At 75.0% G+C, this 12,553-nt stretch carries 8 protein-coding genes and 1 pseudogene; 2 read left to right on the forward strand and 7 right to left on the reverse strand.

Annotation, left to right across the window (positions count from 1 at the left end; genetic code table 11):
- Positions 1 to 139 precede the first annotated feature (139 nt).
- From CBP52_RS13530 to CBP52_RS13550, 5 genes are all read right to left on the reverse strand, one after another.
- Entirely contained in the window at positions 140 to 1,828 is a 1,689-nt protein-coding gene (locus tag CBP52_RS13530) for an HNH endonuclease signature motif containing protein (RefSeq protein ID WP_157732632.1), read from the reverse strand.
- A 384-nt stretch (positions 1,829 to 2,212) separates the two neighbouring features.
- Entirely contained in the window at positions 2,213 to 2,905 is a 693-nt protein-coding gene (locus tag CBP52_RS13535; protein ID WP_157732633.1) for an HAD family phosphatase, read from the reverse strand.
- 121 nt (positions 2,906 to 3,026) lie between these two features.
- Positions 3,027 to 4,271 (reverse strand): M20/M25/M40 family metallo-hydrolase, encoded by a 1,245-nt coding sequence (locus tag CBP52_RS13540; protein ID WP_094181396.1) that lies wholly within the window; start codon positions 4,269 to 4,271, stop codon positions 3,027 to 3,029.
- A 91-nt stretch (positions 4,272 to 4,362) separates the two neighbouring features.
- Positions 4,363 to 6,114 (reverse strand): YcaO-like family protein, encoded by a 1,752-nt coding sequence (locus tag CBP52_RS13545; RefSeq protein ID WP_157732634.1) that lies wholly within the window; start codon positions 6,112 to 6,114, stop codon positions 4,363 to 4,365.
- Positions 6,105 to 7,874: a hypothetical protein gene (locus CBP52_RS13550; protein ID WP_157732635.1), complete on the reverse strand. Its 1,770-nt coding sequence runs from the start codon at positions 7,872 to 7,874 to the stop codon at positions 6,105 to 6,107. Before CBP52_RS13550 ends, CBP52_RS13545 begins: the two co-directional genes overlap by 10 nt.
- Before the next feature lie 296 nt (positions 7,875 to 8,170).
- Between CBP52_RS13550 and CBP52_RS13555 the strand changes: the two genes are divergently transcribed.
- The gene (locus tag CBP52_RS13555; RefSeq protein WP_094181399.1) at positions 8,171 to 9,076 is read left to right on the forward strand and encodes an AfsA-related hotdog domain-containing protein; all 906 of its coding nucleotides are present in this window, start codon (positions 8,171 to 8,173) and stop codon (positions 9,074 to 9,076) included.
- 28 nt (positions 9,077 to 9,104) lie between these two features.
- On the opposite strand, the gene CBP52_RS13560 is transcribed toward CBP52_RS13555, so the two are convergent.
- Together CBP52_RS13560 and CBP52_RS13565 are read right to left on the reverse strand one after the other, a co-directional pair.
- Positions 9,105 to 9,560, reverse strand: a complete 456-nt coding sequence (locus CBP52_RS13560) for a hypothetical protein (RefSeq protein ID WP_094181400.1) — start codon at positions 9,558 to 9,560, stop codon at positions 9,105 to 9,107.
- Positions 9,561 to 9,567: 7 nt separating this feature from the next.
- On the reverse strand, positions 9,568 to 11,034 hold the full coding sequence (locus CBP52_RS13565) for a hypothetical protein (RefSeq protein ID WP_094181401.1): 1,467 nt from the start codon (positions 11,032 to 11,034) through the stop codon (positions 9,568 to 9,570).
- Positions 11,035 to 11,268: 234 nt separating this feature from the next.
- Between CBP52_RS13565 and CBP52_RS13570 the strand changes: the two are divergent.
- A pseudogene (locus CBP52_RS13570) lies at positions 11,269 to 12,488 on the forward strand (IS3 family transposase); the annotation flags it as partial.
- Positions 12,489 to 12,553 lie beyond the last annotated feature (65 nt).

Here is a 12,553-nt window from a genome sequence, read left to right on the forward strand (position 1 = left end):
GGACCTGGCCCGCGACGTCCGCGTCGCCGGGCCGGCGGCCGGGCCATGTCCCGGCCGGGCGGGGGTGCGGGGGACGCGGACACCCCTCGCACCCCCGCCGTCACACCCCTCGCCGTCGCCGACCGGCGACCGGCGCGTCTCAGCCCGGACGTGCCATCGCGAACAACGCCGCCTGGTCCGACTCCCGCTCCCGCCCCGGCACCTGTCCGGCGCTCGGGAACCCGGGACCTGCCCGGCGGCCGGGGTCACTCACCCCGCGCCGTTCCGGCGGGCCCGGCCCTTGCGTCGCACCCCCTCGCGGCGCGGCCGCGTCCCCGGTCACGGCTGCAGTCCCGAGCGCCGCCGGCTCGCGTGCCGACCGCACGACGGTCCCACCGCGCGTCCGGAAGGTGTACGTGACGGGTGGGAGGGCCCCCGCAGCGAGGCGCGACGACACCCCTCGGGGCGGCGGCGCGGGTGGATGGCGCTCGATCGTGAGGTCCCGCTCGTGCACCACGTGGTGGTGGAAGCCGCACAGCACGACGCCGTTCTCGACGGACGTCTCCCCGCCGTCCCGGTCCCACCAGCGGATGTGGTGGACCTCGCACCACCGGGCGGGCCGGCCGCAGCCCGGCCAGACGCACCCGCCGTCCCGTGCGACGACCGCGCGACGCAGGTGACCGGAGTAGAGGCGCTGCGTCCGCCCGACGTCGACCGGTCGGCTCTCGGCGTCGACCACGACTCGCGTGAGCGCGCAGTCGCACAGCAGCCGGGCCACCTCGCTCACCGGGACCGGTGCACCGTCCTCGTCGACCGGTGCGGGGACCCCGCGCATCGCCTCCGCGAGCCGCTCGACGTCCCCGGAGCCACCGGTAGCGGCGGACGACCAGCCGGTGTCCGGGAGAGTCGCGCTCGCCGACCGCGCACCCGCCGGCCGCTCCACCCGCCGAGCGCCGACGGCCCCGTCGCCTGCGCGCAGCGCTCCGACGAGGGTGCGGAAGGTCTGCTCGCCCAGCACGACCGACACGTGCGGTCGCGCGACAGCGGTGGTGGCCTCCGGCTCGGACAGCGCCAGCTCGGCCAGCGCGACGAGGCCGTCGGCGCGGCGCTGCTCGCTGGTGCGATCGTCGTCCTGCGTGGGACGCCCCTGCGCGCTCTCGAGCGCGAGGCGCAGGCGGTGGCCCGCGCGGTGGTCGAGCATGCCCCGCACCTGCGTGCCACCGGGCAGGTCGGTGACGAACAGGTGCCGGCGCGCGCGCTGTGCGGCGTGCTCACGCTCGACCGTCACCGGGTCGACCTGCGCGACGAAGCGGTCCACCGCCTTGGCGAACTCCCGCCCGTCCAGGCGCCGGCCGAGCGCCACGAGCTCGTCCTGCGTGCGCGGGTCCGCGAGCGCGGCGGAGACGCTCGGCGTCGCCCGGGACACGGCGCGGCCGAGCACGTCGACGTGCTGGGCGGAGAGCTCCGCTGCGGTGAACGCCCGCTCGACCGACGGCATCGTGGTGATGACGTGCGCGCCGCGCAGCTCCGCGCCCGCGGCGGACACGCCGGCGCGGGAGGTGCGGCCGCGCCAGGCGACCACGTCCCGGTCCCCGTGGCCCTGCCACGAGCCCGCGCGCGCCTCGGCCCCGAGCAGGTGCGCGCGGGCTGAGGTGAGCACCGCGACGGCCTCGTCGATGCGGGCGAGCACCGTCTGCCGCTCGTGCGCGGACCACTGCTCGGCTGCCCGCGCACGCGCCGCGACCCGGTGCGCGACGACGCCGAGCCCCGCGGCCTCGTCGGACGGCGGGGGCGCCTCGTCGGACGGCACGCCACCGCGCACGACCTGCGCCACCCCGTTCGAATGCATGTTCGAATCGTACGGGTCTGCACCGACATGCACCCCGCTCGTCCACAGCCCCTGACGCCTGCGCCGCGGCCCGGGATCACCCGCACCAAACCCCACGCAGGCCGCTGACGACGAGGCGCGGCGCTGCTGGCGTCACAGGCATCCCCCGGCGCTGCAGGCGTTGCAGGCGGCGTGCACCACGTACATCGGGGCGGGCGGCCAGGCGGCGGGTCGGGTCGCGGCGGTCACGACGCTGCGTGCGGAGGCGACGGCGGAGCTGCCGCTGCTGCAGGCGTTGGGGGCGGCGAACGCGGACCTGCTCGAGGACGTGGTGGCGCGCGGGGGCGGTGCGGGCTGCATCGTCGCACTGACGCAGGTCGCGACGCACCGCGGTGGCGGTCGCGCTCATCCCGGCGGTGTGGGGGACGTGAGCGCCCCCGCGCGCGCCGACGGCAGCAGCCGCCAGCCGTGCCGGGCCGCAGCGGCCGCGAGCACCGGGTCGTCGCCCACGACGACGCCCGTGCCGACCGCCTCGAGCATCGGCAGGTCGCTCGCGTGGTCGCCGTACGCCACGCAGTCCTCACCCCGCACGCCGCGGTCCCGCAGCACCGCACGCACCACGCGCGCCTTGCTCTCGCCGACGACCACGTCCGTCGCCGCACCGGTGAGCACGCCGTCACGCTGCTCCTGCAGGGTCGCGAACCACGCGTGCGCCCCGACCGCCCGCGCGACGGGTGCGACCGTCGCCGGTGGCGCGCCCGACACGAGCACGACGAGCGCGCCCGCGTCCCGCGCCGCCGCGACCTCGTCGGCCACCGGCGCGTGCCACACGTCCGGGCCCAGGCCCGCGAACCAGCGCTCGCCCAGCGCGCCCAGCTCGTCGGCGCTCTCGCCCGCGAACGTCGCGTAGTAGGCGCGGCTCACCGCACCACGGTCGGGGCCCCGGTCGAGCGCGGCCAGGTGCCCGACGACCGCGCGGACCTCGTCCGACGAGCGCCCGCGCGCCCGCAGGTGCGCCACGAGGAAGCTCGACATCGAGTTGATCGTCAGCAGCGTCTCGTCGACGTCGACGAACACGATCGCGTGCAGCTCGCCCACCCCCGTGTCCCACCGGTCCCGCGCCGTGCGACGCGCGTCGCGCGCCAACCTAGTCCGGTCCGGGGCGTGCGGGGGCGTGGTTCGTCCCGATTTCAGCCGGTGCGCAGCGGCGTGACGGTGGTCACCGGGCGAGCCACGCCCCCGCGGCGACGAGCAGCGCACGCGTCGCGTGGACCACCGCGTCGGGGTGCGGTGCGAAGTCGGGCGCGTGGTTGCCGGGCAGCGCGGGCGCGGCCGACGCGCGCGGGTCGAGCGCCGCCTCCGCGACGAGCGCCGGGTCGCTGACCCCCAGGAACCAGTACACGAGCGGGCAGCGCAGGCCGCGCGCGAGCGCCCCCACGTCGTCGCTCGCGGGCGACGGGCGGGTGAGCACGTACGTCGGCACGCGGCGGCCGACGAGCGCCCGGTGCACGCGCTGCGCGGCGCGCGGCTCGTTGCGCACGTCGCCGAACGACGCAACCCGCTCGACCTCCGCGGGCCGCGGGCAGCCCGCGCGGTCCGCGAGGTGCCGCGCGAGCACCCCCACCTCGTCGGCGACGACGCCCAGCACGTGCGCGTCCGCGCCGCGCAGCACGAGGTCGGCCCGCACCACGTGCGGCAACGTGTTGTGCGACGCGCCGCCGTGCACCGCGCTGACCGTGAGCTCGGCGCCCGCCTCCCGCGCCAGGTCCCCCGCCGCGGCGAGCACGTCGAGCAGCACCGCGACCGTGTCGACGCCCTCGTCCGCGAACGCGACGTGCCCGCCCGTGCCGTGCAGCGTGAGCGCGAGGGCGACAGACGACGAGAGCACCGCGCCGGCTCCGATGGTGACCGCACCGAGCGGGTCGGGGCTCACGTGCTGCGCGAGCAGCACGTCCGGGCGCGGCACGGTCCGCGCGAGCCCGTCGGCGAGCATCGCCGCGGCACCCCGGCCGGACTCCTCGTCGGGCTCCAGGATCGCGACGAGCGTGCCCGCCCACGCGTCCCGCGCCGCCGCGAGATGCTCCACCGCGGTGAGCAGCGCCGCGACGTGCACGTCGTGCCCGCACGCGTGGGACACACCCACCTGCCGGCCGCCGAGCGTCGTGCGGCGGCTCGACGCGTACGGCAGCCCGGTGGACTCGAGGACCGCGAGCGCGTCCAGCTCCGCCCGGACCGCGACCACCGGCCCCTCGCCGTTGCGCAGCACCCCGACCACCCCGTGCCCGCCGACGCGCGCCCGCACGCCCGCGCCCGCGGCCCGCAGGTGCGCGAGCGCACGCGCCGAGGTCTCCCGCTCACGCCGCGACAGCTCGGGAGCCGCGTGCAGCGAGCGGTACAGCTCGCGCGCGTGCTCGGCGCGGTCGTCGGACAGCGTGGCCAGGTCGGGTGCCGTCGTGGTGGTCACCGTCGCCCCCGCCGCGTCGTCGGCCCCGTGCGCTCGCTCGCCCCCCTGCGACGAGCGAGCGCACGAGCCGGTCCGAGGTACGGCTGCGGGCTCACGGGAACGGGTGCGGGGCCGGGTGTGGTCGAGGGTCGTCGTCCCACGGCTGTGCTCCCTCCAGGATCGCGGCGCCCCGCGCGAGGCGCGGGATGCCCAGGACGCGACGGTTGCGGTGCCCGTAGGTCAGCGGCACCGTGCCCGGGACCAGCACCTTCACGGCGTGCACGCCGAGCCCGTCCAGCAGCTCGGGCGCACTCTGGTCGACCACGACGACGTCGAGCTGCAGCGCGTGCGCACGCTCGAGCAGCAGACGCAGCGTGCGGGCGACGTCCCCGGTCGGCAGCGCGTGCCGCGCGTGGTGCTCGGCCTCGGCGACCGCGCCGGCGGGCTCGTCGAGGAAGCGCCACAGGTGACGCGCCTCCCACAACGCGTACAGCCCGGCGTGGTCCTCCCGCGTGCGCACCAGGTCGAGGTCGTCGAGCATCGCGCGGCGACGCTCCGCGGCCGACGGGCTGTGCTCCCGCAGCCGCGTCACGCACCGCTCGACCGCGACCCGCACCGCGGTGCGCCCGTCCGGGCCCACCGCCGAGGCGACCGCCAGCGCGGGCGCGCGGCCGGAGCGCACCGCCTGCTCGTCGGCCGTGACGACCGCCAGCGCGGCCGGGACCCGCAGGTCGGACGTGCCGTCCAGGACCCGCAGCCGCAGGCCGCGCTGCGCGAGCTGGTCGCGCTGCACCGCGAGCGCACCGCCCGCGGCGGGCACCACCTCGACCAGCCGGGCGCGGGTGTACCAGGCGAGCAGCGCCGCGTCGCGCTCGACGACCTCGAGCAGCCCGTGCAGCACGGCCTCCTCGCGCGTCGCGCCGACCGCGCAGCCGTTCGACGTCGCGTGCAGGAACCGCGCCCCCACACCCTGCTCGGATGCGTACGCGACGTGCTCGGGCACCAGGACCGCGCGGTCCTCGCGCGTCGAGCGCGCCCACACCCAGCTCGTCGTGCGCCCGCGCGCGAACGGCTCGTACGCCGGTCCGGGCCCGACGACCTCGTGCTCACCGAGCCGCCGCGGGTCGAGCGCGTGCGCCGCGACCTCGTCGAACGCGGCGACGACGACCGGCACGGCCGGCCTGCGGTACCCGCCGAGCGCACGCTCGAGGCTCTCGAGCACCGCGGGCACCTCGCTGTCCGCGTAGGACACGGCCCGCCCGTAGCCCGTCTCGAACCGCGCGCGGCCCGGGACGACGGCGGTCGCCGACACGCGCGCGAACGGCGACTCCTCGTCGCGCTGCACGTGCGTGACGGGGCCGAACCGCGGGTCCATGAGGTGCGTGCGCAACGTCTCGCGCGTCGCGGCGCGCGTGCGCAGCGGTGCGGCGAGCGCGGGCTGCGGCGTACGCAGGTCGAGCGCCCCCGGCGGGCCGGGCGGCTGCGCGCACACCACGCAGGCGGGATGCGTCAGGAAGTGGTGCACGGTGAGCTGGCCCGTCCCGCGGTCGAGCGCGAGGACCGCACGCCGCCACACCGCGGGCTCGTCGCCCAGGACGCGCGCGACCATCGCGCGCACGACGCGCGACCAGTCCAGCCCCACGGGGCAGGGAGGGCCGCCCGCGGTGCCCGGCGACACGTCGGTCCACCAGGCGAGCGCGCAGTCCGCGCACCCGCCCTGCCCGTCCGGCACGACGAGCGGGCCGACGAGCACGTGGCTCCCGTGCGCCCGCACCGCGAGCGACCCTCCCGCGGCGGTGAGCCGCGCTCGCCCCTGCGCGAGCGCGACAGCGACGGCGTCCGCGACGTCGCTCGTCACGTCCATGACGCCACCGCCGCGTGCACGCCGACGCCCCCCCAGCCGTCGGCGTGGTCCGGTTCGACGAGCTGCACCGCGCCCGCCGCGACCGCCGCCCGCGCCCATGCGTCGACCTCGGTGCGCACGGACGCCGTGCGCGTGTCGAGCACGTCGAGCACGGGGTCGGTCGGCACGAGCGTGACCTGCGACTCGTGCCACTGCACGCGCCCCACCGCGCGCAGCAGCGCACCGGCCGCTGCGGCGGCCGGGCTCGTCGCGACCGCACGCCCGAGCAGGTCGCCGTCCGCGTCCCGCACGTCGACGCGGCACAGCCCGGTCCCCGACACCGCGAGCCCCACGGCCGCGCGCTCCCCGAGGCGACGTGTGAGCGAGGTGTGCAGCCGGTGCGCCTGCGCGTCGAGCCGTGTGCGGTCGAGCGGCGCGGGCCGCCAGCCCAGGTCCGAGCGCTCGACGAGCCGCGCGACCGCGTCGGCGCGTGCGGCCGCGGCGGCGACCCCGAGCCCGAGGCTGCCCGCGCGGTGCACTGCGGGTCCCGTCGCGACGCGCAGCGCGTCGAGCAGCACGTCCACGCGCGCGGCTGCCGTCGTCGTGCCGACGCCGCCGAGCGTGCGTCCCTCGTCGTCGACGAGCGCCGCGAGCCCCACGGGGGCCTGCGACAGGTCGAGCGGGAGCGGCTCGCCGACGACACCGAGCACCGGGTCCCACACGGGCTCGAGCCGGGCGAGCGCGACGGGGTCCGCGACGACGTCCCGCACGGCCCACGCGTCGACGTCCAGGACGCGGCCGTCGCGGCCCAGGCGCGGGAGCGTGACGTGCGGGTGCCGCTCGCTGACGAGCCCGCTCGTCGTCACCAGGTAGTGCGCCGCGGGTGCGGGCGGCGCGGGCTCCACCTCGCGCGCGCTCGAGTCGAGGGCCGCGAGCGCGAGCTGCGCGCCGACGAGCTCCGCGAGCAGCGTCTCCGGGACGGACGGCACCGGTGCGCCCCCGGCGTCCGCCGTGCCGGTGCGGACGCCCGTGTCGGTGCCTGGATGGGTGCCTGTATGTGTGCCTGCCTCGATGCCGGTCTCGATGCCCGTCCCCGTACCCGTTCCCGTCCCCGAACCCGCCGTGGTGTCCGGCTCGACGACCGGCTCGAGGGCGCTGCCGCGCGCGACCCGCGCGAGCACGGCCGCCTCGAGCTCGGCGTCCGCGTCCCGGTCGCACGGGCCGACGACGACGGTGCGTGCGTCGCCCGCGGCGAACGCGACCGGCCGCCACGTGAGGTCCGCGGCCTGCCGCTCGACCCGGGCGAGCGCGCGCGCCGCGGGCTCACGCTGCTCGACGACGCGGGCGTACCCCGCGGCGTTGAGGTGCGCCACGACGCTCCGGACGACGGGCCCCGAGCCCCGCACGCGCAGCGTCGTCGTGGCCACCAGCCGGGCGGCGGCCGCGGGCCGGCGCGTCACGGTCTCGAGGTGGTCGAGCGCGGGCAACGGCTCGGTCGCCGCCTCGACCTCGCGCAGCAGGTGGTGCTCGTCGAGCCGCGCGAGGATCCGTGCGACGACGGCGCGCCCGTGCTCGGGCACCGCCGCGAGCAGCCGGTCGGGGCGCACGCCCGCGCGCAGCACGGGCTCGATCGCGGTCCACAACGCCTGCTCGTCGGCGCCGTCGACGATCACCGCGCTCTCACCCGCGCTGACGGCGATGCGGCCGTCGAGCTCGCGTGAGCGGGTGCCGCTGCGCAGCCGCACCTCCCCCCGCGGGTCTCGCGTGGCGATCGTGTCCATCTGCTCCCTCTCGACCGTCCGGGCGCCCGCCCGACGGTCGTCGGCCGGCACCGGACGTGGGCCCGCACCCCGCCGCCGGGCGACCTGCCGGTGGTCACCCGGCGGCGAGTGCAAAACAAACCGAACGTCCGGCTTGGTTCAGGATGCACCGCCCGGCCGCACGACGTCAACGGGCAAGACCAAGGCGGCTGCCGTGACAAACGAAACCGACCGCCCGTCTTGTTATGACCGTCGCCGGGGTCTAGCGTTCACTTGCACGGGAGGGCGTGCCGGACGCCCGAGACGTGGAGGCAGCCATGCAGCGCAGCACCTTCGACCAGCGGTACGTCCACAAGCTCGACCCGTGGGCGATGCTCGTCACCGACGTGACGGGACCGGGCGACGACGCCCGGCTCGACCCGCAGACCGTGTGGGACGTCGACGTGGTGCTCCCGCTGGGCATCCCGCACCCCGTGTACGCGCACCAGAGCGCGGTGCTGCTCGCGCTCGAGGGGTTCCGGCAGGCGGGCACCGCGCTCGCGCACGTCGCGGGCGGCGTCCCGCTCGGGTTCGCGTTCATCGCGTCGCGCGTCGCGATGAGCTGGGTGGTCGACCCGACCGCGTTCGTCGGCGACGTCCCGGCGCGTTTCAGGTTCCTCACGCGCTCCGCGGACCACCGCCGCGGCACGCTCGTGCGGCACGTGTTCGACGCCGAGGTCACGATCGACGGCGAGCTCGTCGCGCACGCGTCGGGCGACCTGCAGTGCGTCGACCCGCGCGTGCACGCACGCCTGCGGGGCGGCGCACCCGCGTGGCAGGACGTCGAGCACCGCCACGACCCCGCCGCGCTGGGCGACGTGCGCACGACGACGGACGCGCTCGAGGCCTGGCTCGGCTGGGAGGCCGACGACCGCATGGTCTTCGACCACGGCGTGGACCACGTGCCGGCGATGCACCTGGCGCGCGCGGCCATGACCGCGCACCACCTGCTCACCGCCGCCGAGAACGTCACCGCGATCGACGTGCGGTGCACGCGGTACGTCGAGCTCGACACCGTCGCGGACGTGCGCGCCGTGCGGGAGGGCTCGACGACCCGGACCGAGGTGCTGCAGGGGGGCACCCCGGCCGCGGTCATCACGTGCGCGAGCGGGACGCTCCCGGCCGACGAGCCGGGCGAGACGTCCAGCCGCACCGACGAACCCGTGCGGGACGCACTCGTCTAGGTCCGTACGACTCGGCGAGGAGGAATCGTCAGTCGGTCACGGTGATGCTGGTGATGGAGTCGAGCAGGAGGATCGAGGGACATTCGAAGGTGAGATCCATCGGTTCGGACCGGCTGCTCCACATCCATGTGCGGGGCGTCTCGCACGTCGTCTCCGTGTCGAACTCGTCGTAGCGGACCGTTGCGGTGAGCATGGGGGTCTGGTTGTTGGCCCAACCGACGTCGCGCGCGAGGATCTCGAGCCAGCCTTCGCCTGTGAGATTCAGCGCCCGCGCAGGACCGGCGAGCTCGTAGGTTTCGTCTCCGCCAGCCTTGATCACGTCCTCGACGATGACCTCGCCGTCGTCGCGGTGCTCTCCCTCGGCGCTCATCGACGAGATCACCCCGAAGCCCGCGATCAGCGCCGTGAGGCCGCCGACGAGTGGCAGGCAGCCGCCTCGTCGGCGGGGATTGTCGCCGGAGGTGGTGCTGTCGGGCGTGGTCACGAGAGGTTCAGCCCTGTGCAGTGAGCATCGCGGCCTTTATGCCCTCTGCTTCCTCGGGGGAGATCACTCCCTTGTCGATGAGGAAGGCGAGGCGCTCGAGCTGGCTCAGGAGGTCGTTCGCCTGGGCGGTTTGAGGAGCTTGCCGGGCCGTGCGGCCGGCGATGGCGTTCACCTGCTCTGCCAGCTGGCGGGGGCCGGAGAGGGTGTTGGGGTCGAGTGCCGTCCTCAGCGCCCAGTTGACGTCGCGGATCTGTATCTCTGCGTTGCGGCGGTCGCGCAACTCTTGCTTCTGTAGCGCCATGCCGGGGATGAGCGCGGAGCCGGGTAGGGGCGACAGGAGCGCCATGCGCGTCAGGGTGGGGCGCTGGGTGACGACTTCCTGGCCGTCCATGTACACCTGTGCGCTGGTCTCGGGTGAGATCGGGTAGGCGGCATCTGCGGTGAGGACCCGATCGCTCCAGATCTCGATCCACTTCTCGCCGCTGCTGATCGGGAGGAGTGTGTTGGTGCGAGCCCATCGACCGATGGCCCCTTCGCCGTGGATCTTGCCGAGCATCTGGGCTCCGCGCCTGAGCTTGCCGTCGGCGATGCGCCGGTCGATCTGAGCGTTGATCTCCTTGCGTTCGGCTCGATCAGCCCTGATCCGCCCCACGGCGAGCGCGGTCAGGAGCATCTCCTCTTCTCGCGCGATGTCCCCGATCTCAGCGGCAGCCTCGGCCTCCTGGAGAGCGAACATCGCTAAGTCCGTGGCGGTCCGGGCCGGACCGCCCGTGCCAGCGCCAACCTGCTCTTCGACCGCCGCGATCTCTACCGTGACGTCGAACTCCTCCGGCGCCTCCGCCTTGTCCAGGAGCGCCGACAGCTCAGTCACGCGTCCGGCGCTGCTTGCGTGAAGCACCGCACGCCAGGAGCTGCGCGCGTCACCGCCCGCCCCAGCCATCGCCTGCTTCAGCTCGCGCCACGCTCCACGCGTCTCGCTCCAGGCCGCCTGGGTCTCCGCGCGGGCCGCCTGCGCCGCAGCACGCGCAGCCGCTAGCTCCTCTTGTGCGCGCTCCCGTGCTGCTCGCGCCTCGGCGGCCCGCTGTGCGAGGCGCGACTGGAGTGCCTCTCTACGTTCGGCTGCGAGGGCGTCGTAGGCATCCCACTTCTCGTTGGCGAAGCCCGCGGTGACCTTGGCCTCTGGCGACGCTCCCGAGGACTCCAGGAGTGCTTGGTACAGCGCCTGACCTGCCGCGGCCTGCTTGCGCAGGAAGTGGATGATCGTCTTTCCAACCCGGCTCTGGACGATCACGGCGCCGTTCTTCAGCATCGTCGGCGCTGTGAACTCCACGGCCGAGATCTCTTCGACTGGGATCGACCGCTCCGCGGCGCCCAGGGCTCCCTTCGCGGCGAAGTTGCGGGCCTTCACCTGCAACACGCCATCGAGCAGGGACGCCGACATCCCATGGCCGTCGAGATCGATGCGCTCGGTCACCCCTTCACTCCTATCGCTGCAGCGGCCCCGGGGCGCGCTCCAGCCAGGAGCATAGCCAGCGCACGACGACGGCAACGGGGCGCCGGCGGCGCCTAGGTGTACTCAGCCAGGACGTTGGTGACAGTCCGAGGCCGTTGACGTGAGGAGAACCTCCGGCTGGGGTGGGGGCTTGACCCCGGTTCTTGGACACGCTGAATCCAGCATCTGCTGGGGAAGCGAGATGATTCAGGAACCATGGCCAGGAAGAACTACTCCGAGGAGTTCCGTCGTCAGGCTGTCGACTTGTACGAGTCCATCCCGGGCGCCACGGTCCGCGGCATCGCCGAGGATCTCGGCATTGTGCGCGGCACGCTGCGGCACTGGCTCGAGGTCTACGGGACCGGCAAGAAGACCGCCGCTGACGGGACGTTGACCTCCAGCCCGCTGCAGTCCAAGACGTCCCCGGCGAGGTCGTCCGCGCCGGCCGGGGAGACGCCGGAGCAGAAGATCGCCCGGCTCGAGGCCAGGGTGAACGAGCTCGAGGTCGAGACCACCAAGCTCACGACCGAGCGGGAGATCCTGCAGCGGGCGGCCAAGTATTTCGCCGGGGAGACGCGCTGGTGAGTCGCTTCCAGTTCGTCGCCGACAACTCCACCACCTTCGAGGTGAAGCGACTGTGCGAGCTCGTCGAGATCGAGCGCTCGTCCTACTACGCCTGGCTCAAGGCGGCCCCTGCCCGCGGAGCCAAGGCGGCCGCGGACGCCGCGCTGGCCGAGCGGATCAGGGCCATTCATGCCGTCGACAACACCCAGGGCGCGCCGCGGATCACCGTCGAGCTCAACGCTCAGCTCGGCGACAGCGGTCCTGGCGGTGAGCGGGTGAACCACAAGCGCGTCGCGCGGGTGATGCGGGTCGAGGGCATCCGGGGCTATGTGAAGAAGCGCCGGGCGCGGACCACGATCCCCGAGCCGTCGGGACAGAAGTACCCCGACCTGGTCAACCGCGACTTCACCGCCGAGCGCCCCAACGAGCGCTACGTCGGGGACATCACCTACCTCCCGATCGCGGACGGCACGAACCTGTACCTGGCGACCGTGATCGACTGCTACAGCCGACGGCTCGTCGGCTGGGCGATCGCCGACCACATGCGCACCGAGCTGGTCGAGGACGCCCTGAAGGCCGCCGCCGCAACCCGGGGCAGCCTCAAGGGCGCCGTGTTCCACAGCGACCACGGGTCGGTCTACTGCTCCAAGGCCTACGCCAAGCTGTGCCGCAAGCTCGGTCTCACCCAGTCCATGGGCGCCGTCGGCTCCTCGGCCGACAACGCACTGGCGGAATCGTTCAACGCCACGATCAAGCGCGAGGTCCTCCAAGACGCCGCCTGCTGGCCCGACGAGCTGACCTGCCGCCGACAGGTCTTCACGTGGCTCGTCCGCTACAACACCCGCCGCCGTCACTCCTGGTGCGGCTACCTGGGCGGACTCAACCGGTCGTCGCAACACCTCGTGATCACGGAGGTGTCAGGTGGTGCGACGGCAGC

Origin of the sequence: Cellulomonas sp. PSBB021 (assembly GCF_002240455.1) — a bacterium.
Lineage (GTDB): Bacteria > Actinomycetota > Actinomycetes > Actinomycetales > Cellulomonadaceae > Cellulomonas > Cellulomonas uda.

Coding starts and splice junctions, on each gene's coding strand:
- CBP52_RS13530 (WP_157732632.1), bottom strand. CDS start 1,828: ATGCATTCGAACGGGGTGGCGCAGGTCGTGCGCGGTGGCGTGCCGTCC.
- CBP52_RS13545 (WP_157732634.1), bottom strand. CDS start 6,114: ATGGACGTGACGAGCGACGTCGCGGACGCCGTCGCTGTCGCGCTCGCG.
- CBP52_RS13550 (WP_157732635.1), bottom strand. CDS start 7,874: ATGGACACGATCGCCACGCGAGACCCGCGGGGGGAGGTGCGGCTGCGC.
- CBP52_RS13555 (WP_094181399.1), top strand. CDS start 8,171: ATGCAGCGCAGCACCTTCGACCAGCGGTACGTCCACAAGCTCGACCCG.